Source organism: Streptomyces lucensis JCM 4490 (genome assembly GCF_014650035.1).
Taxonomy (GTDB): Bacteria; Actinomycetota; Actinomycetes; order Streptomycetales; family Streptomycetaceae; genus Streptomyces; species Streptomyces lucensis.
Genome location: NZ_BMUE01000024.1, coordinates 1 through 19,485, shown reverse-complemented (window position 1 = coordinate 19,485; position 19,485 = coordinate 1). Strand labels below are relative to the sequence as shown.

Here is a 19,485-nt window from a genome sequence, read left to right as displayed (position 1 = left end):
GCGCCTGCGCCCCCGGGTGTCAGGCCGCGGGCCGCCAGGGCAGTTCCGCGACGACCTGGGTCGGGCCGCCGGCCGGTGACTCCACCAGGAGGAGGCCGTCCACCGCGTCCAGGCGCCCGGCGAGTCCGGCCAGGCCCGAACCCCGGGCGGCGTCCGCGCCGCCCACGCCGTCGTCGGCGACGCGCAGCATCAGCCGGTCGTCCGAGCGCCACACGTCCACCGACGCGGACCGGGCCCCGCTGTGCTTGCTGATGTTCTGGAGCAGCTCGGACACCGTGTAGTAGGCGATGCCCTCGATGGCCGGGGCCGGCCGGGCCGGGAGGTCGACCTCGACCCTCACCGGCACCGTGCAGCGGGAGGCGACCGCGGACAGGGCCGCGTCCAGGCCGCGGTCGGTCAGCACGGCCGGATGGATGCCCCGGGCTAGATCGCGCAGCTCCTGCAGCGCCGTCTTCACCTCGCCGTGGGCCTCCTCCACCATCCGGGCCGCCGCCCGCGGATCCTCCCGGAGCTTCTCCTTCGCCAGCCCCAGGTCCATCGCCAGGCCGACCAGCCGGGCCTGGGCCCCGTCGTGCAGGTCCCGCTCGATGCGCCGCAGATCGGCGGCGGCCGTGTCGACCACGACCCCCCGGTCCGACTCCAGCTCCACCACCCGCGCCGACAGCGGCGACGGCCCGAGCAGCCCCCGCACGAGCAGCCCGTCCACCGTCGTCAGGGCCCGGACGAGCCACGGCGTGACCAGGGTGAAGAGCAGCCCGACCAGCGCGGTCACGGTGATCTCGAACGGGTTGTCGAGGTAGACGCTGTGGTGCTGGTCGCCGTACAGCTGCACGCCGCCGGTGCCGGCGTACGCCGGGAACACCCAGAACCACAGCGGGTACGACAGCAGCGTCCAGCCGACGGTCCAGAAGCTCAGCGCCACCGAGAACGAGAACACCGCCCAGGGGAACTGAACCACCGCGTACGCCAGGTGCCGCCAGGAGGCGCCGCTCTTGAGGACCGCGCCCATCCAGGCCATCGCTCCGGGCCCGCGCGTCCGCAGGGGCTCGGGGTCGGGCACGTCCAGGCGGAGCAGCCCGCGCGCCCGCGCCCGCTCCAGCACGCCGAAGCCACGGCAGCCGGCGAGCGCCGCGGCCAGCACCGGGACGCCGAGGAAGGTCACCAGCAGGCCCGCCCCGAGCGCCACCATGGTCACCGCCCAGGTGAACAGCACGATGGAGACCGGCAGGCTCAGCAGCACGTAGCCGAACTCGCGCCAGCTGCGCCGCTCGAACGGCGCCCGCAGCGCGGCGGGCAGCCGGTGGCCGGTCCCGGCGGGCCGCCCCTGCCCCAGGCCGTACCCGTGTTCCAGCCCTGGTCCGTATCCCGTGGCCATCGAATGTCGTCCCGTTCTCCTCGTCCGAGCGGCGGATCAGCCGTACCACCAGGGTCGTCCGCGCCGCGCAGCCGGACCATGAAGGCCGTCGGCGTCTTGGCCCGGGGGTTTTCCCCACCCCTGGAGATCCCCGGAGACCCCTGGAGCGTGCGTGACCCCGAAGTGCCTCCGGGTGCGGTTCCGCCGTGGTCCCGCCCCGAAGCGCAGCCGGGTGCGGCTAGGCCTTGCGGTCCCGCCACGGCAGTTCCGTGGTGACCACGGTCGGGCCGCCGGCCGGGGAGTCGACGGCGAACAGGCCGTCCACCGCGCCCAGCCGCTCCGCGAGGCCCCGCATGCCGCTGCCCCCGTCCAGCCGGGCGCCGCCCCGGCCGTCGTCCCGGACCTGGATGAGCAGCCGGTCGTCCGAGCGCCAGACGTCGACGGAGGCGGAGCGGGCCCCGCTGTGCTTGCTGACGTTCTGCAGCAGCTCCGAGACCGTGAAGTAGGCGATGCCTTCGATGGCCTCCGCCGGCCGCGCCGGCAGGTCCACGGTCACCGTCACCGGCACCGTGCAGCGGGTGGCGACCGACGACAGGGCCGCGTCCAGACCCCGGTCCGTGAGCACGGCCGGATGGATGCCCCGGGCCAGGTCCCGCAGCTCCTGCAGGGCCAGCTTCACCTCGCCGTGCGCCTCGTCCACCATCGCCGCGGCGGCGTCGGGGTCCTCCAGCAGCTTCTCCTTGGCCAGACCGAGGCCCATGGCCAGGTTGACCAGTCGGGCCTGGGCGCCGTCGTGCAGGTCCCGCTCGATCCGCCGCAGATCCGCCGCCGCCGTGTCGACCACGACTCCGCGGTCGGACTCCAGTTCGGCGATCCGCCGCTCCAGGGTGTCCGACGGCGACAGCAGGCCGCGCACCATCGCCCGGTCGACGTTCGTCAGCGCCCGCGCGAGGTAGGGCAGCACCGGCCACAGCACGAACAGCGACGCCAGCACGGTGCAGAAGGTGAAGACGCCCCACGGCAGCCGGATGGCGTCGTACAGCAGCGTCCGCCAGCCCACCGGGTCCTTCAGCGCCATCCACAGCCGCTCTCCCGGGCCTCCGCCCCTGGCCAGCGGCAGCGGGGTGGGCTCCTCCACCCGGACCCCGAGGAGCCTCCTGGCCCGGGCCCGCTCCAGCTTGCCGAGCTGCCGGGCCCCCAGCAGGCAGAGCGCGAGCAGCGGCAGGCCGATCACGGTGAGGGTCAGGGTTCCGCCGGTGACCAGCGCCGTGATCGCGTAGACGAAGCCGAACACCGCCACCGGGAGGTTGAGCAGGAGATGCGCGATCTCCTTCCAGGTGTGCGCCTCATAGGCGAGCCGGGGCGGAGGCAAGCGGTCGGCGCCGTCGGTGCGGGGGACCCCGGCAGGCCGGTCGGTCCCGTCGGGCAGGGCGATTCCGTCGGGCAGTGCGGTCTCGTCGGGCAGGGCGACTGCGCCGGGTCGAGCGTTTCCGTCGGGCCGGTCGAAGCCGTCGGCGTGGTCTGTGCCATCGGTCCGGCCGGCGGAACTGGGAGCGGTCATGACGGCCAGACTGCCGTGCGCCACCCCCCTCGCGCCATGCGGTACGCCGCCCTCCGCCGGCGGGGGAAAACCCCACCCCAGGCCCCGGCGGGACGCCCTCGCGCGTCTCAGGGCGTGATGGGCTGCTTACCGCTTCTTTAGCAGGGCCTAGACTCCCGTGCGTACAGATCCTCGAATCACGTCACATCACAGAGTTCACCTAGGTCACGAGGTCAGGGAGCGAGGGACGCACGGTGCCGGAGACGTTGGGGCACTCGACGGGCGCCGCGGCGAACGTGATCGCGGCCGGCTACTTCCGGTCCTACTCGGCCGTGGGACTGCTCGCCCTCATCGGCGTGCTGTTCGTCGCGGTCGCCTTCGGCGCGGGCCGCCTGCTGCGGCCGGTCGTGCCCACCCCGGAGAAACTCCTCACCTACGAGTGCGGCGTCGACCCCGTCGGCGAGGGCTGGGCCCACACCCAGGTCCGCTACTACGTCTACGCCTTCCTCTACGTGATCTTCGCCGTCGACTCGATCTTCCTGTTCCCCTGGGCGACGGTCTTCGCCGCGCCCGGCTACGGCGCGACGACCCTCGTGGAGATGTTCCTCTTCCTCGGCTTCCTCGCCGTGGGCCTGCTGTACGCCTACAAGAAGGGGGTCCTGGCATGGACGTGACCCCGTCCGCTCCCGAGCCCACGCCGCTCCCGGAGCCCAAGCGGCTGGGGGCGCTGGCCCGGCTCGCCCCCGAGCCGATGAAGGTGGTCCTGAACTGGGGCCGCCGGTACTCGCTCTGGGTGTTCAACTTCGGCCTCGCCTGCTGCGCGATCGAGTTCATCGCCGCGTCGATGGCCCGGCACGACTTCATCCGGCTCGGCGTCATCCCCTTCGCCCCGGGCCCCCGCCAGGCCGACCTGATGGTCGTCTCCGGCACGGTCACGGACAAGATGGCCCCGGCGGTCAAGCGCCTGTACGAGCAGATGCCCGAGCCGAAGTACGTCATCTCCTTCGGCGCCTGCTCCAACTGCGGCGGCCCGTACTGGGACTCGTACTCCGTCACCAAGGGCGTCGACCAGATCATCCCGGTGGACGTCTACGTCCCCGGCTGCCCGCCGCGCCCCGAGGCGCTGCTCCAGGGCATCCTCAAGCTCCAGGAGAAGATCGCCCGCGAGTCCCTCGGCGAGCGGTACGGCGACGGGCCCGCCCGCCCGTCGGCCGCGGCCCTGCAGAGCGGTCTGGTGAAGCCACCGGCCCCGGCCGGTGAGGGGGACCCCCGATGAGCGCGGCCGGCTGGCTGCCCGCCCCGGCCGAGGAGCTGTTCGGCGCGCAGGCCACGGCCGAGGAGTCGTACGACGTCCTGACCGTGGACGTACCGCCGTCCGCCTGGCTCACCGCCCTGGAGACGGCCCGTACGACGCTGTCGTGCACCTACTTCGACTGGCTGAGCGCCGTCGACGAACCGGGCACGGGCTTCCGTGTCTGCGCCCACGTCGCCGCGCTGAACCCGGTCCGCCGGCTCCTCGTCCGCACGACCGTCCCGCACGAGGCCCCCGCGCTCCCGTCGGCCGTCGGCGTCTACGCGGGCGCGGCCTGGCACGAGCGCGAGACCCACGAGATGTTCGGCGTCGTCTTCGACGGCCACCCGGGGCTGGAGCACCTGCTGCTCCCCGAGAACTTCGAGGGGCACCCGCTGCGCAAGGACTTCGTGCTCGCCGCCCGCGTCGCCAAGGCGTGGCCCGGCGCCAAGGAGCCCGGGGAGTCCGCGGCGGGTGCGGGCCACGGCGGCCCCAAGCGCCGGCAGATGCTTCCCCCCGGCGTTCCCGACCCGAACGAGTGGGGTCCGCTCAAGGGCCAGCTGCCCGCCGCCCCGGCGCGCCCGGCGCGGGGCGCGGGGCGTGCGGCGGGAGAGCGGCCCGCACGCGCGGCGGCCGGCGAGCGCCCGGTACGGCGCACCCGTACGGCGGCGGAGGGCTCCGCGAGCCAGAGCGAGGCCGCCGGGCCTGCGACGGGAGCCGTCGGCGCCGCTGGTGCCGCCGAGGCCGGCGGTGCCCCCGGAGCGCCCGGACCTGCCGGAGCCGCCGCCCGTCCGCGCCGGACGCGGAGCGCGAGCGAAGGCTCGGTGAGCCAGACCGCAGCACCGTCCGAGGACACGGCGACACCGTCCGAGGACGCGGCGACACCGTCCGAGGACGCGGCGACGCGGAAGCAGAGCGCGGCCGAGGGTGACGCGACCCGGGCCTCGGCGGCGGAAGGACCGGCCGCCGAGGCGTCGGTGGCGCACGAACCCGGCCCGGCACAGGCCCCCGCGGCGTCCCCGGCCCGACCGCGCCGCGCCCGCAGCGCCTCCGGGGGCTCGGCCTCCCAGCGCACCGGCACCCCGGAACCGGCACCGGCGCAACCCGAACCGGCCGAACCGACACCGGCCGAACCGACACCGGCCGGGCAGGACGGCGCCGCGCCGGCCGCGCGGCGGAGTCCGGCTCCGCGCAGCTCGGACGCGCCCTGGCACCACGCACGCCCCGCCTACGACGAGCCGCGGCCGACGCCGCCCGAGCCCCGCCCGCAGCAGCCCGCCGAATCCGGGGGAGCCGCCGAACAACCGGCGGAACCAGTGGAATCGGCGGAACCAGTCGAACCTGCGGAATCGGTGGAACCTGCCGAGGCACCGGAACGCAGGGACACCGCGGAACCCCGCAAGACACCGGAGCCGCCCGCAGCCCCCCGGGAAACCGAGCGCCTGCAGGGACCCGGCACCACGGACGAGCCCGGCGACCGCTCCACCGACGACCCCACAGGAGGCCCGCAGTGAACGACGCGCTGGACGTCGCCCTGCGACTCCTCGCCGTGTTCGTCGTCTTCCTCACCTTCCCGCTGATCGTCGGCCAGACCGAGCACAAGGTGATGGCCCACATGCAGGGCCGGCTCGGCCCGATGTACGCGGGCGGCTTCCACGGCTGGGCCCAGCTGATCGCCGACGGCGTCAAGTTCGCCCAGAAGGAGGACGTGGTCCCGGCGGGCGCCGACCGGCGCGTCTTCCAGCTGGCCCCCGCCGTGGCCCTGCTGCCCTATCTGCTCGTCCTGCTCGCCATCCCCATCGGCCCCGGCGAGGGCGCCGTCGGCCAGGTCCTCGACGCGGGCGTGTTCTTCGTGCTCGCGGTGATGGGCGTCGGCGTGCTCGGCTCCCTCATGGCCGGCTGGGCCAGCGCGAACAAGTTCTCCCTGCTCGGCGGCCTGCGCACGGCCGCCCAGCTGCTCGCCTACGAACTCCCGATGCTGCTGGCGGCGGCCTCCGTCGCGATGGCCGCGGGCACCGTCTCCCTCCCGGGCATCCTGCACGCCTTCCACTGGTGGTGGCTGCCCTGGCAGATCGTCGGCGCCATCGTCTTCTTCGTGGCCGGACTCGCCGAACTGCAGCGCCCGCCGTTCGACATGCCCGTCGCCGACTCGGAGATCATCTTCGGCGCGTACACCGAGTACACCGGCCTGCGCTTCGCCCTGTTCCTGCTCGCCGAGTACGCGGGCATCGTCGTCCTGTGCGGCCTGACCACCGTCCTCTTCCTGGGCGGCTGGCACGGCCCGTGGGGCGCGGACGGCCTGGGCTGGGTGTGGACCCTGCTGAAGACCGCGCTCCTCGCGTTCGTCGTCATCTGGCTGCGGGTCACCTACCCCCGGCTGCGCGAGGACCAGCTACAGAAACTGTCCTGGACCCTCCTCGTCCCCCTCTCCCTCGCCCAGATCGCCCTCACCGGCATCGTCAAGGTGGTGATCTCCTGATGCCTCCCATCCCCGGCTCCGGCCTGGCCAAGGGCCTGGCCGTCACCCTGCGCACGATGACCAGGAAGACGGTCACCGAGCAGTACCCGGACGCGCAGCCCGAACTGCCGCCCCGCACCCGCGGCGTGATCGGCCTGTTCGAGGAGAACTGCACGGTCTGCATGCTGTGCGCCCGCGAGTGCCCGGACTGGTGCATCTACATCGACTCCCACAAGGAGACCGTCCCGGCGGCGAACCCCGGCGGCCGCGAGCGCAGCCGCAACGTCCTCGACCGGTTCGCGATCGACTTCTCCCTGTGCATGTACTGCGGCATCTGCATCGAGGTCTGTCCCTTCGACGCCCTCTTCTGGTCCCCGGAGTTCGAGTACGCCGAGACCGACATCCGCGACCTCACCCACGAGCGCGACAAACTCCGCGAGTGGATGTGGACCGTTCCGGCACCGCCGGCCCTGGACGCGGCGGCGGAGGAGCCCAAGGAGATCGCCGCAGCCCGCAAGACCGCCGAGAAACTGGCCGCCGCCCAGGCCGAACCGCAGCAGGAGGAGTCGTGAGCCCCGCCGCAGCCGCCACCGCGGCGCACGCCACGACCGCCGCCGCCGGAAATGGTCACGGCTTCCTGTCACCGACCGGCGTCGAGATCGCCTTCCTCCTCGTCGGCCTGGTCACCCTCGGCGCCGCGCTGGTCACCGTCACCACCCGGCAGCTGGTGCACGCCGCCCTGTGGCTGGTGGTCGCCCTCGGCGGCCTGGCCGTGGAGTACCTGCTGCTCACGGCCGAGTTCATCGCCTGGGTGCAGGTCCTGATCTACGTCGGCTCCGTCGTCGTCCTCCTCCTGTTCGGACTGATGCTCACCCGGGCCCCGATCGGCCGCTCCCCGGACGCCGACTCAGGCAACCGCTGGGCCGCCCTGGTCGTCGCGGCGGCCGCCGCCGGCGCCCTGGTCTGGGTCGTCGTCGACGCCTTCCGCACCACCTGGATCGACCTGGACGGCCCGGCCGCCGGCACCACCCGCGTCACCGGCCAGAGCCTCTTCCAGAACTGGGTCCTGCCGTTCGAGGCCCTGTCCGTGCTGCTCCTCGCGGCCCTGGTCGGCGCGATCGTCCTGTCCCGCAAGGCCACGGCGGAGACCACCCCCGACACCCCCGCGGCCGCCGGCGCCCCCGGCGACAAGGAAGGCGCCCGCTGATGCACCTCGCCTACCCCGCCGTACTCTCCTCCCTCCTCTTCTGCACCGGCGTGTACGGCGTCCTCGCCCGCCGCAACGCGATCCTCGTCCTGATGTCGGTCGAGCTGATGCTCAACGCCGTCAACCTCAACCTGGTCGCCTTCGACGTCTGGCTCAGCCGGGCCGCCGAGGAGACCCTGCACTCCGGCCAGGCGCTGACCCTGTTCACCATCGCCATCGCCGCCGCCGAGATCGGCATCGGCCTGGCGATCGTCCTCGCCGTCCACCGCAACCGCGGCACCGCCGACATCGACAAGCTCCGCGACACCGCCGAGGGCCCCGAGACCGAGCGCCCCGACTCCTCCGCGGCCGAGAAGGCTGAGGCCACCGCGTGACCACGACCACCCTCGCCGTCCTCGTCCCGCTCCTGCCGTTCCTGGGCGCCGCGGCGGGCCTGCTCCTGGGCCGCACCGCCCCCGGATTCGTCCGACCGCTCGCCGTCCTGCCCCCCCTCGCCGCGCTCGTCCTGGCCGCACTGGTCGCCGTACGGCAGGGCGGCGGCCAGGCCATCACCTCCCACACCGAACTGACACCCACCGGCTCCGTCCCGATCGAGCTGGCCCTCGACATCGACGGCTTCGCCGCGCTCGTCGCCGTAGTGGTCGCCTTCGTCGCGACCTGCGTGCAGATCTACTCGACGGGCTACCTGCGCGACGACCCCCGCTACCCCTCCTACGCCGCCCTCGTCTCACTGTTCACCTCCGCGATGCTCCTGGTCGTCTACTCGGGCGACCTGATCGTGCTGCTGGTCGGCTGGGAGGTCATGGGCATCTGCTCCTACTTCCTCGTCGGCCACTACTGGGAGACCCCCGAGGCCCGCGCCGCCTCCCTGAAGGCGTTCCTGGTCACCAAGCTCGGCGACGTGCCGTTCCTGATCGGCCTGTTCGCCCTCGGCACCGACGCCGGGTCGTTCCGCATCACCCGCGTCCTCGGAGCCGTCACGAGCGGCGGCCTCGACCACCCCACAGTCATCGCCCTGCTGCTGCTCGCCGGCGTGGCCGGCAAGTCGGCCCAGTTCCCGCTGCACACCTGGCTCCCGGACGCGATGGCGGGCCCGACGCCCGTCTCGGCGCTGATCCACGCCGCGACGATGGTCGCCGCCGGTGTCTACTTCATCGCCCGTCTCCTCCCCGTCTTCGAGGCCTCCTCGGCCGCGATGGTGGTCCTCGCCGTCATGGCCGCCGTCACGATGGCCGGCTCCGGTGTCGCCGCGCTCGCCCAGGACGACATCAAACGCGTCCTCGCCTACTCGACGATCGGCCAGCTCGGCTACATGACCGGCGCCCTCGCCGTCGGCGACCGCGGCGCCGCCGTCTTCCACCTGATGTCCCACGGCGCCTTCAAGGCACTGCTGTTCCTCGCCGCCGGTGTGATCATCCACGCCGCCGGCACCAACTCGCTGGCCGCCATGTCCCGCATGCACGGCCTGCGCGACCGCGTCCCGGACGCCTACTGGACGATGACCGTGGCGCTGCTGGCCCTCGCCGCGATCCCGCCCTTCAGCGGCTTCTTCTCCAAGGAGTCCGTCCTCGGCGCCGCCGAGCACGCCGCCGACGGCCACACCGCGCACGTCCCCGGCGTGACAGGCTGGATCGTCCTCGTCGCCGGCCTGGTCACCGCCCTGCTCACCGCCGCCTACGCCACCCGGCTGTGGCTGCTGGCCTTCCGGGGCCGGGGCGCCGAAGCCCCCGACCACGGCCGCCAGCCGCTGACGATGACCGTGGTCCTCTGGGTGCTCACGATCCCGTCCCTGGCCTTCGGCGGGTTCGCCTACCGCTCGCTGCCGGACTGGTTCGACGGCCGCGACCTGACCCCGACCCTCCTCACCTCCATCCTCGGCACGGGCCTCGCCCTGGTCGGCGGGCTGCTCACCTACGGCGCCTGGCAGCGCACCACCGCGCTCGCCGCCCGGGCCCCGCTCGGCGCGGTCGCCGCCCACCCCGAGGGCGACGCCGGACTGGTCGAGGCCGAGGCCATCGCCACCCACGAGCCGGCCTACGGCGACATCGCCTACGCCCCCGACCCGGCCGACCCCGGACGGCTGCTGCTCGGCCCGCTGCACCGGCACGCGGCCGCCGGCTTCCACCTGGACGCCGTGTACACGGCGCTGTTCGTCCGCCCGGTCCAGGCCGGAGCGAGCCTCGTCCGGTTCCTCGACCGCGAGGTCGTCGACACCTACGTACGCGGCGCCGCCGCCCTGCCCCGGCTGCTCGGGGCCGCCGTACGGCGCGCCCAGACCGGCAACGTGCAGACCTATGTGAGCGCGCTGCTCGCCGGCACCGTCGTCCTGGCGGTCGCCGTCCTCCTCGTCGCCACGGGAGCGTGAGCAGGCGTGATCGATATCAGCGAGTCCGTGATGCAGTTCCTTCTGGCATTCGTCGTCGTCGGCCCGCTCCTCGGCGCGGCCGCCGCCCTCCTCCCGGCCCCGCCCGGACTGAAGGGGAAGTCGCCCGGGCAGGCCGTGCTCCGCCACGGCGTCACCGTGACCGGCGTCGTCCTCGCCGCCGCGATCGTCCTCGCGCTCGGCTTCGACCACGACCACCCGTCGAAGATGCAGGCCACGACCGACATCAGCTGGATCCCCGCACTCGACGTGCGCATCCACCTCGGCATCGACGGCATCTCCCTCCCCCTCGTCGTCCTGACCGCGCTGCTGACCTTCCTGTGCGCGCTCTACTCCTACTTCAAGCCGCCGACGGGCCCGTCCCCGAAGGCGTTCGTCGCCCTGCTGCTCCTCCTGGAGTCCGGCACCCTCGCGTCCTTCGCCGTCCTCGACCTGCTGCTGTTCTTCCTCGCGTTCGAGACCGTGCTCATCCCGATGTACTTCCTCATCGCCCGCTGGGGCGGCGAGGGCCGGACCCGGGCCGCGTGGAAGTTCATCCTGTTCACGCTGCTCGGCTCCGTGGTCATGCTCCTCGGCCTGCTCCTGATCGGGCTCAAGGCGGGCACGTTCGACATGGTGGCACTCGCCACTGACAACGGCCGGTCACTGACCGCGTCCGTGCAGGTCATCGCCGTTCTCGCGATCGGGATCGGGCTCGCGGTCAAGACCCCGATGTGGCCGCTGCACAGCTGGCTGCCCGACGCCCACACCGCCGCCCCGACCGTCGGCTCCGTCCTGCTGGCCGGCGTCCTGCTGAAGATGGGCACGTACGGCTTCGTCCGGATCCTGCTGCCGGTCGCGCCGCACGGGATGCAGACCTTCGCGCCCTACCTCGCCGCGTTCGCCGTCGTCGGGATCATCTACGGATCCCTCGCCTGCCTGGCCCTGGCCAAGCAGGGGGCGAAGGGCGACCTGAAACGGCTGATCGCCTACTCCTCCGTCGGCCACATGGGCTTCGTCCTGCTGGGCATCGCCACCATGACCCCGACCGGCGTGAACGGCGCCCTGTTCGCCAACATCGCCCACGGCCTCATCACCGGCCTGCTGTTCTTCCTGGTCGGCGCCCTCAAGGACCGCACCGGCAGCACCGACCTCGACACCCTCGCCGAGGAGACCGGCGCCGCGCTGTACGGCAGGGCGCCCCGCCTCGGCGGCCTGCTCGCCTTCGCCGCCGTCGCCTCGCTGGGCCTCCCAGGACTCGCCGGGTTCTGGGGCGAGATGCTGGCCCTGTTCGGGTCGTTCGAGCCCGCCGCCGGCCTCAGCCGGCCCGCGTTCCTCACCTTCATGGCGATCGGCGCCTTCGGCACCCTGCTGACCGCCGCGTACATGCTGGTCGTGGTCCGCCGGGTCTGCATGGGCGGCAAGGAGCGGGAGACCCCCGCACTCGCCGACGTGCACGGCTACGAGTTCGCCGCCTGGACCCCGCTCGTCACCCTCACCGTCCTCGCCGGACTGTGGCCGAAGGCCCTGCTCGGCCTGACCGACCCGGCCGTGCAGCAGCTCCTCGCAGGAGGCACCCGATGAGCGCCCAGCTCGCCGAGTCGCTGGTCCAGTCCGTCGACTGGCTCGCGATCGCCCCGCCCACGATCGCCGCCGCCGTGGCGCTCGTCGTCCTCGTCGCCGACCTGTTCCTGCCCGAGCCCCGCAAAGCCGTCCTCGGCTGGGTCTCGGTCGCCGGACTGGCCGCCGCCGCCCTGATGCTCCTGCCCCTCCTGGGCGGCGACCGCAGCACCTTCTGCCTCACCGGCGGCACGCACGCGTGCAGCTACACCGCCGACCGGTTCACCCTCGTCATCCAGTTCCTGGTCCTCGGCGGCGCCCTGCTCGCGGCTCTGCTGTCGGTCACGAACCTCGACGACGACCGACGGCGCGTCCCGCCCGGCGAGTTCTGGTTCCTGCTGCTGTCCTCCGCGGCCGGCGCCGCCCTGCTGCCCGCCTCCCGCGACCTGGCCACCCTCGTCGTCGCCCTGGAGGTCGCCTCCCTGCCCGCCTTCGCCCTCGTCGGCATCCGGCACGGCGACAAGCGGTCCTCCGAGGCCGCCCTGAAGTTCTTCCTGTCCTCCGTCACCGCCACCGCGGTCAGCCTGATGGGCATCAGCTTCGTCTACGGCGCCACCGGCACCCTCTACCTCACCCAGGTCGCCCAGCGCCTGGCGCACGTCGACGGCCAGCTGCACACCCTCGCCCAGACCGGTGTCGTCCTCACCCTCGTCGGATTCGCCTTCAAGACGGCCGCCGTCCCCTTCCACTTCTGGGTGCCCGACACCTACGTCGGCGCACCCCTGCCCGTCGCCGCCTACCTGTCCGTCGTCGGCAAGGCGGTCGGCTTCTCCGGCCTGATCCTCGTCACCGTCGTCGCGTTCCCGTCGTACGCCGACGTGTGGGGGCCCGCGCTCGCCGTACTGGCCGCCCTCACCATGACCGTCGGCAACGTCGGCGCCCTGCGCCAGCGGGCCACGCGCGCCTACAGCGCCGTACGACTGCTCGCCTGGTCCTCCGTCGGCCAGGCCGGCTACCTCCTGGTCCCGATCGCCGCCGCCGGACACGCCGAGGACCCGCAGAAGGCGATCGGATCGACGGTCGCCTACGCCCTGATGTACGCCGCCGTGAACCTCGGCGCCTTCGGCGTCGCCGCCCTGGTGGGCCGCACCCGGTCCGCCAACCGGGTCAGCGACTACCGGGGCCTGTACGCCACCAACCCGCTCACCGCGCTCCTCCTCGCCTTCTTCCTGCTGTGCCTGGCCGGGCTGCCGCCGGGCGTCATCGGCCTGTTCGCCAAGGTCACCGTCTTCTCGGCGGCCGTCGACGCGGGCCTGGGCTGGCTCGCCGTCGTCATGGCGGTCAACGTGGTGATCGCGCTCTTCTACTACCTGCAGTGGACGGCCCTGCTGTTCCGCGCCCCCGAGGGCGAACCCGCACGGCACCGCGTCCCGGCCCCCCTCACGGCCGCCATCGCCCTCACCGGAGTACTCGGCGTCGCCCTGTCCGGAGCACCTCAGCTGGTGCTCCGCTTCGCGGCCACCGGCCTGTTCTGAGGAGTCGCCACGCGCGCGTGGGGCACCCGTGCCGCCACGGCGCGTGAGGCCGAACCCGCACGTCACCCGTACGGCCGAGCCGCGCCTCCGCACCCACCGGGGAACTCGCGACCGCCGCCTGGCGTTGTCACAAGCGGGAGGGTCCACTGGACCAAAGTGTTCCCCAGCTGCACGACTTGGAGGACGCACCGTGCACCGCCGGCACAACGGGCTCAGGACCGCAGTACTCCTCGGGGGACTGTCCGCACTCATCATCGTCATCGGCAGCTTCTTCGGCCGCGCCGGACTGATCGTCGCGGTCCTGGTCGCCCTCGGCACCAACGCCTACGCCTACTGGAACAGCGACAAGCTGGCGCTGCGCGCCATGCGCGCCCGCCCGGTCAGCGAGTTCGAGGCCCCGGCGCTCTACCGGATGGTGCGCGAGCTGTCCACGCAGGCCCGCCAGCCCATGCCACGGCTGTACATCTCCCCGACGGAGGCCCCCAACGCCTTCGCAACCGGCCGCAACCCCCGCAACGCGGCCGTGTGCTGCACCGAGGGCATCCTGCGCCTGCTGGACGAGCGCGAGCTGCGCGGCGTCATCGGCCACGAGCTGAGCCACGTCTACAACCGGGACATCCTCATCTCCTCGATCGCCGGCGCCCTCGCCTCGGTGATCATGTTCCTGGTGAACTTCGCCTGGCTCATCCCCATCGGCCGATCGGACGACGACGACGGCCCGGGCCTGCTCGGCATGCTCCTGATCATGATCCTGGGCCCGCTCGCCGCCGGCCTCATCCAGCTGGCCATCAGCCGCTCCCGGGAGTACGAGGCCGACGCCTCGGGGGCCCAGCTCACCGGCGACCCGCTCGCCCTCGCGAGCGCACTGCGCAAGCTGGAGACGGGCACCAGGCAGCTCCCGCTGCCCCCCGAGCCCCGGATCGAGACGGCGAGCCACATGATGATCGCCAATCCCTTCCGCCCCGGACAGGGACTGTCCAAGATGTTCTCCACCCACCCGCCGATGGCGGAGCGCATCGCCCGGCTCGAGAAAATGGCAGGTGGACGATGAAGACCATCCTGAACGTCATCTGGCTCGTCCTCAGCGGCTTCTGGCTGTTCCTCGGCTACCTGCTGGCCGGTGTGCTGCTGTGCGTCACGATCATCGGCATCCCGTTCGGCATCGCCGCCTTCCGCATCGGTGTCTACGCCCTGTGGCCCTTCGGGTACACCACCGTCGAGCGCCGCGACGCGGGCGCCGGTTCCTGCCTCGGCAACGTCCTGTGGCTGGTCCTGGCCGGCTGGTGGCTGGCACTCGCCCACATCGTCACCGGCCTCGCCCTGTGCCTCACGATCATCGGCATCCCGTTCGGCGTGGCCAACTTCAAGCTGATCCCCGTCTCCCTGCTGCCGCTGGGCCGGGAGATCGTCCCGACGGACGAGCCGTTCGCGGCGCGCTGAACGGACCGCCGGCCGGCGCGCGGGTGCGGTCGGCGCCACGGGGGCGTCCGCTGCGGTGAGCGGTTGCGGCGTCACTCCCGTACGGGAGCCTCAGCTCCCCGAGGTACGCCGCTCCGCCCACCACCGCCGCACGCCGTAGGCCGCCGCGCCCGCAGCCAGGACGCCTGCACCCACGGTCACGGAGGCCACGGGCAGCGCGGACGCGAGCGTGGCACAGCCCAGCAGGCCCACCGCCGGCACGACGCGGGCGCGCGGTGCCGGACTCAGCGTCCAGGCCGAGGCGTTGGCGACGGCGTAGTAGGCCAGCACGCCGAAGGAGGAGAAGCCGATCGCGCCGCGCACGTCCACCGTCGCGGCCAGCACGGCGACCACCGCGCCCACGGCCAGCTCCGCCCGGTGCGGTACGCGGAAGCGCGGGTGCACGGCGGCCAGCGTCGTCGGCAGGTGCCCGTCCCGGGCCATGGCGAGCGTCGTACGGGACACACCGAGGATCAGGGCGAGCAGTGAGCCCAGCGAGGCCACCGCGGCTCCCACCCGCACCACGGGCACGAGACCCGGCGCCCCGGCCACCCGCACGGCCTCGGCCAGTGGCGCCGCCGCGTGCCCGAGCCGGTCCGCGCCGAGGACGGCGAGCACCGCGACGGCCACGCACGCGTACACCACCAGAGTGATCCCCAGGGCCAGCGGGACGGCACGCGGAATCGTCCGCGCGGGGTCGCGCACCTCCTCGCCGAGCGTCGCGATCCGCGCGTACCCGGCGAACGCGAAGAACAGCAGCCCCGCCGCCTGGAGCACCCCGCCCACGCCCGTGGGCAGTTCGGGGCCGAGACGACCGGCGCCGGCCTGCCCGGAGGTGAGGCAGACGACGACCACGGCGGCGAGAACGGCCAGCACGACGGCCACGACGACCCGCGTCAGCCACGCCGACTTCTGGATCCCGCCGTAGTTCACGGCGGTCAGTGCCACCACGGCCGCGACCGCCACGGCGTGGGCCTGTCCCGGCCAGACGTACGCGCCCACGGTGAGCGCCATGGCCGCGCAGGACGCCGTCTTGCCGACCACGAACGCCCAGCCCGCCAGATAGCCCCAGAAGACGCCCAGCCGCTCGCGCCCGTACACGTACGTGCCGCCGGAGGCCGGGTAGCGGGCGGCGAGACGGGCCGAGGACATGGCGTTGCAGTACGCCACCACGGCCGCGACGGCGAGTCCTGTCAGCAGCCCCGTACCGGCCGCGCGAGCGGCGGGCCCGAGCGCCGCGAAGACACCGGCCCCGATCATGGAGCCGAGGCCGATGATCACGGCGTCCCGCACGCCGAGGCTGCGGCGCAGAGCGGTACCGGTGCTTGTCATGCGCCGAACCCTACTGACCACCGGAACCGGACGGTGGACCCGTGACGTCCTCCACATCGACGCAGCGCGAACACCCGCCACGCCGGACGGCCGGTCCTCACCGGAATGTCATCGACCGGACAGTGCGGACACAGCGCGGAAGGGCAGGTTCACGGCATGAGCATCATCGGTTGGATCATCCTGGGACTGCTGGCCGGAGCCATCGCCAAGGTCCTGCTGCCGGGCCGTGACCCCGGCGGCTTCATCGGCACGACCCTCATCGGCGTCGCGGGCGCGTTCATCGGCGGCTGGATCTCGGCCCGCTGGCTGGACCACCCGGTCACCAAGGACTTCTACGACGGCGCCACCTGGGCCGCGGCCATCGGCGGCTCCCTGGTGCTGCTGATCGTCTACCGCATCCTGTTCGGCAACTCACGCGACTGAGCCCCGCGTGAGCGGCGACGCGAGCGGGAGGGCGGGCACCCGGTGCCCGCCCTCCCGCTCACGTCATACCGGTGTCCTGCCGGCGCCCTACCGGTAGTTCACGAACTGCAGCGCGAAGTCGAAGTCCTTGCCCTTGAGCAGGGCGATCACGGTCTGCAGGTCGTCGCGGCTCTTGGAGCTGACCCGCAGCTCGTCACCCTGGACCTGGGCCTTGACGCCCTTGGGGCCCTCGTCGCGAATGATCTTCGCCACCTTCTTGGCGTTCTCCTGGGAGATGCCCTCCTCGATCGAGGCGAAGATCTTGTACTCCTTGCCGGAGAGCTGGGGCTCGCCCGCGTCCAGTGCCTTGAGCGAGATACCGCGCTTGATCAGCTTGGACTGGAAGACGTCGAGGACAGCCTTCACCCGGTCCTCGGAGTTCGCCTCCATGAGGATCTTGTCACCGGACCACGAGATCGAGGCACCCACGCCCTTGAAGTCGTAGCGCTGCGAGATCTCCTTGGCGGCCTGGTTGAGGGCGTTGTCGACCTCCTGCCGCTCGACCTTCGAGACGATGTCGAAACTGGAGTCGGCCATGTCCTGTGGCTCCTTGTATCGGGGTGCTGGTCGGGTGCGTGCCGGCGTGCGCGGCGGCGGCCGCCGGACCCGGCGTCCTGCCGGGCCGCATCCGCACCAGCCTAGCCACCCCGGGAGCCGAGGGGTGGAGATCAACCGGGTGGCGAAGCACCCCTCCGTATCGGGTATTGTTTACGTCGTTGCCGGAGAGCACCGCCGAAAGCGGGTTCGATGAGCAGCACAACCCGGCGGTGTGGCTCAGCCTTCCCAGGTTCGAATCCTGGCGCCGCCACGCTGAGGGAAACCCCCTCTGATCAGCCCCCAGGGCAGGTCGGAGGGGGTTTCTTCGTTTCCGGGCCGCCCCGCTCTCCGACTCACCTGACTCACGCCCTCGCCCGTCGGCGGTACGCAGCCGGTTCCCGGGATGTGCGGTATGCGGGGCACGGCGGGGTGCGTGCGTCCTAGTCTCGGTGGGCGGAAGGACGGGGCGCTGATGCGGGGGTGTCCGGATGGCGGGTGGGGTGCAGGTCTTCGTTTCGCATGCCGGGGCGGACCTGGCGTGGGCGGAGTGGGTGGCCTGGCAGCTGAAGGACGCCGGGTACGAGGTGGAGCTGGACGCCTGGCACTGGGGGGCGGGGGAGAACTTCGTGCTGAACATGGACCGGGCACTCGCCGCGGGGCCGATGGTGGCGCTGTTCTCGGCCGCGTACTTCGATCCCGGGCGGTGGACCGGCGAGGAGTGGGCGGCGAAGCTCGCCGGTCGGGGCAAGGTGATTCCGCTGCGGATCGAGGAGTGTGTGGCGCCGCCGATGCTGCGGGGCCTGATCGCGCCGGCACTGTTCGGGCAGGGGGAGGAAGAAGCGCGGAAGGTGCTGCTGGGCGCGGTGGCGGGGCCGGCCGGGCCTCCGGAGGTGCGGCCGGGGTTTCCGGGCGGCGGGGCGGGCCGGTTACGGAGCGTGGGGGCGACGGGGCCGCGGTTGCCGGGGACGTTGCCGCGGGTGTGGAACGTGCCGGCGCGCAACGCCGGGTTCGTGGGCCGGGACGGCCTGCTGGTGGAGGTGCGTTCCCGGCTCGCCGGCGGCCGGACGGTGGCGGTGGTGGCGCTGGACGGCCGGGGCGGGGTGGGCAAGACGCAGCTGGCCGCCGAGTACGCGCACCGTTTCTGCGGGGAGTACGAGCTGGTGTGGTGGGTGCGGGCGGAGGATCCCGCACTGATTCCCGACCAACTGGTGCGATTGGCGGTGGAGACCGGGGCAGCGCGGCCGGACACGCCTCCTGAGGAGGCGGTGCAGGCCCTGTGGGCGGAGCTGCGGTCGAGGGGGCGCTGGCTGGTCGTGTTCGACAACGCGGAGGATCCGGCGGAACTGGCCGGGTCGGTGCCGTCCGGGACGGGGCATGTGCTGATCACCTCCCGCAACCCCGACTGGCACGGCCTGGCGTCGCCGTTGGACGTCGATGTCCTGGCCCGGCGGGAGTCGGTCGAATTGCTGCGCAGCCGCACTCCGTGGCTGTCGAAGGCGGACGCGGGGCGGCTGGCGGAGGCGCTGGACGATCTGCCGCTGGCACTGGTCCAGGCGGCGGCGGTGCTGACCACGACGGCTGTGGAGGAGTACCTGGAGCTGCTGGCGAGCAGTGCCGATGAGGTGGCCGACGAGGGACGGCCACTGGACTACCCGTGGTCGCTGGCCACGCAGATCCGGCTGAGCATGGAGCGGCTGCGGGACCAGGACGCGGAGGCGGCCGCGGTGATGAACGCCTGTGCCCTGCTGGCGCCGGAACTGTTCACCCTGCCCGCCGGCACCGGGCAGGAGGACGGCGAGGCGTCGCCGGTCGACCGGGTGGTGACCGACCAGCGCGTCAGACGCCGTGTCCTGTCGGCACTGCACCGGCACGGGCTGGCCCGCGTGGCGGGCGGCAGCTTGCATCTCCACCGCCTCACCCAGGCCGTCCTCAGGGACCAGCTCTCCACCGAGGAACGCGCCACAGCGGCACGCAGCGCCAGCGTCCTTCTGGCTGCCGCGTATCCAGGTCGGGCAAGAGATCTTGCTGCATGGACTGCCTGGCCCAACCTGCTGCCTCACCTGCTGGCGATCGCCCCAACCGACCTGGTCACCGTGGGCACCCGCTTCGCGGCTTGTGAAGCCTGCCTCTATCTCGTGGATCACGGAAGCGCACCGGCGGTCTCGGCCCGCCTCGGTGACCTTCACCAGGCCTGGACTGCCCTGCTGGGCCCCGATCACACGCACACCTGGTGGGCTGCCAACTACCTGGCCCAGGCTCTCGGCGCCGTCGGTAGACATCAGCAGGCCTACGCACTGGTCCGAGACCTACTCGACCGGCAGCGGCGGGTGTTGGGGGAGGAGCATCCCGAAACCTTGCGCACCACGTCCCACTTGGCGGTGTGGTTGGC

The 19,485-nt window shown here is 72.8% G+C and carries 18 protein-coding genes and 1 tRNA gene; 15 read left to right on the top strand and 4 right to left on the bottom strand.

Going from position 1 to position 19,485, the window contains the following annotated elements; translation table 11 throughout:
• Positions 1-19: 19 nt before the first annotated feature.
• Together IE177_RS32890 and IE177_RS32885 are read right to left on the bottom strand one after the other, a co-directional pair.
• Positions 20-1,375, bottom strand: coding sequence for a sensor histidine kinase (locus tag IE177_RS32890; protein ID WP_190019136.1), 1,356 nt, complete (start codon positions 1,373-1,375; stop codon positions 20-22).
• 217 nt (positions 1,376-1,592) lie between these two features.
• Positions 1,593-2,915 (bottom strand): sensor histidine kinase, encoded by a 1,323-nt coding sequence (locus tag IE177_RS32885; protein WP_229816371.1) that lies wholly within the window; start codon positions 2,913-2,915, stop codon positions 1,593-1,595.
• Positions 2,916-3,148: 233 nt separating this feature from the next.
• Here IE177_RS32885 and IE177_RS32880 point away from each other — a divergent pair, with 233 nt between their 5' ends.
• The 12 genes from IE177_RS32880 (at position 3,149) to IE177_RS32825 (ending at position 14,747) form a co-directional block, all read left to right on the top strand.
• Positions 3,149-3,568 (top strand): NADH-quinone oxidoreductase subunit A, encoded by a 420-nt coding sequence (locus IE177_RS32880; RefSeq protein WP_190019135.1) that lies wholly within the window; start codon positions 3,149-3,151, stop codon positions 3,566-3,568.
• On the top strand, positions 3,559-4,170 hold the full coding sequence (locus IE177_RS32875) for an NADH-quinone oxidoreductase subunit B (protein ID WP_190019134.1): 612 nt from the start codon (positions 3,559-3,561) through the stop codon (positions 4,168-4,170). The genes IE177_RS32880 and IE177_RS32875 overlap by 10 nt, the downstream gene beginning before the upstream one ends.
• Positions 4,167-5,699 carry an NADH-quinone oxidoreductase subunit C gene (locus IE177_RS32870; RefSeq protein WP_190019133.1) on the top strand — a complete coding sequence of 511 codons (1,533 nt, stop codon included), beginning with the start codon at positions 4,167-4,169 and terminating at the stop codon, positions 5,697-5,699. Before IE177_RS32875 ends, IE177_RS32870 begins: the two co-directional genes overlap by 4 nt.
• Positions 5,696-6,664 carry a complex I subunit 1/NuoH family protein gene (locus IE177_RS32865; RefSeq protein WP_190019132.1) on the top strand — a complete coding sequence of 323 codons (969 nt, stop codon included), beginning with the start codon at positions 5,696-5,698 and terminating at the stop codon, positions 6,662-6,664. Before IE177_RS32870 ends, IE177_RS32865 begins: the two co-directional genes overlap by 4 nt.
• Positions 6,664-7,215 (top strand): NuoI/complex I 23 kDa subunit family protein, encoded by a 552-nt coding sequence (locus IE177_RS32860; RefSeq protein ID WP_190019131.1) that lies wholly within the window; start codon positions 6,664-6,666, stop codon positions 7,213-7,215. Before IE177_RS32865 ends, IE177_RS32860 begins: the two co-directional genes overlap by 1 nt.
• Positions 7,212-7,850: an NADH-quinone oxidoreductase subunit J family protein gene (locus IE177_RS32855; protein WP_190019130.1), complete on the top strand. Its 639-nt coding sequence runs from the start codon at positions 7,212-7,214 to the stop codon at positions 7,848-7,850. Before IE177_RS32860 ends, IE177_RS32855 begins: the two co-directional genes overlap by 4 nt.
• Positions 7,850-8,224 carry an NADH-quinone oxidoreductase subunit NuoK gene (nuoK, locus tag IE177_RS32850; RefSeq protein WP_190019129.1) on the top strand — a complete coding sequence of 125 codons (375 nt, stop codon included), beginning with the start codon at positions 7,850-7,852 and terminating at the stop codon, positions 8,222-8,224. The genes IE177_RS32855 and nuoK overlap by 1 nt, the downstream gene beginning before the upstream one ends.
• A complete protein-coding gene (locus tag IE177_RS32845) occupies positions 8,221-10,215 on the top strand; it encodes an NADH-quinone oxidoreductase subunit 5 family protein (RefSeq protein ID WP_190019128.1) in 1,995 nt (664 codons plus the stop codon). The genes nuoK and IE177_RS32845 overlap by 4 nt, the downstream gene beginning before the upstream one ends.
• Before the next feature lie 6 nt (positions 10,216-10,221).
• Positions 10,222-11,796 (top strand): complex I subunit 4 family protein, encoded by a 1,575-nt coding sequence (locus tag IE177_RS32840; RefSeq protein ID WP_190019127.1) that lies wholly within the window; start codon positions 10,222-10,224, stop codon positions 11,794-11,796.
• A complete protein-coding gene (locus IE177_RS32835) occupies positions 11,793-13,307 on the top strand; it encodes an NADH-quinone oxidoreductase subunit N (RefSeq protein ID WP_190019126.1) in 1,515 nt (504 codons plus the stop codon). The genes IE177_RS32840 and IE177_RS32835 overlap by 4 nt, the downstream gene beginning before the upstream one ends.
• A gap of 190 nt (positions 13,308-13,497) precedes the next feature.
• Positions 13,498-14,358 (top strand): zinc metalloprotease HtpX, encoded by an 861-nt coding sequence (htpX, locus tag IE177_RS32830; RefSeq protein ID WP_190019125.1) that lies wholly within the window; start codon positions 13,498-13,500, stop codon positions 14,356-14,358.
• Positions 14,355-14,747, top strand: coding sequence for a YccF domain-containing protein (locus IE177_RS32825; protein WP_190019124.1), 393 nt, complete (start codon positions 14,355-14,357; stop codon positions 14,745-14,747). The genes htpX and IE177_RS32825 overlap by 4 nt, the downstream gene beginning before the upstream one ends.
• A gap of 90 nt (positions 14,748-14,837) precedes the next feature.
• Here the strand turns inward: IE177_RS32825 and IE177_RS32820 are convergent, their stop codons facing one another.
• On the bottom strand, positions 14,838-16,097 hold the full coding sequence (locus IE177_RS32820) for an APC family permease (protein ID WP_190019123.1): 1,260 nt from the start codon (positions 16,095-16,097) through the stop codon (positions 14,838-14,840).
• Between the two features lie 156 nt (positions 16,098-16,253).
• Between IE177_RS32820 and IE177_RS32815 the strand changes: the two genes are divergently transcribed.
• Positions 16,254-16,520, top strand: coding sequence for a GlsB/YeaQ/YmgE family stress response membrane protein (locus tag IE177_RS32815; RefSeq protein WP_190019122.1), 267 nt, complete (start codon positions 16,254-16,256; stop codon positions 16,518-16,520).
• Between the two features lie 87 nt (positions 16,521-16,607).
• On the opposite strand, the gene IE177_RS32810 is transcribed toward IE177_RS32815, so the two are convergent.
• The gene (locus tag IE177_RS32810; RefSeq protein ID WP_039656297.1) at positions 16,608-17,096 is read right to left on the bottom strand and encodes a YajQ family cyclic di-GMP-binding protein; all 489 of its coding nucleotides are present in this window, start codon (positions 17,094-17,096) and stop codon (positions 16,608-16,610) included.
• A 138-nt stretch (positions 17,097-17,234) separates the two neighbouring features.
• Between IE177_RS32810 and IE177_RS32805 the strand changes: the two genes are divergently transcribed.
• Positions 17,235-17,367: transfer RNA gene (locus IE177_RS32805), tRNA-OTHER, on the top strand.
• A 229-nt stretch (positions 17,368-17,596) separates the two neighbouring features.
• Positions 17,597-19,485 (top strand): FxSxx-COOH system tetratricopeptide repeat protein (gene fxsT, locus IE177_RS32800; RefSeq protein WP_229816370.1); only part of this gene is annotated, 1,889 nt, incomplete at its 3' end.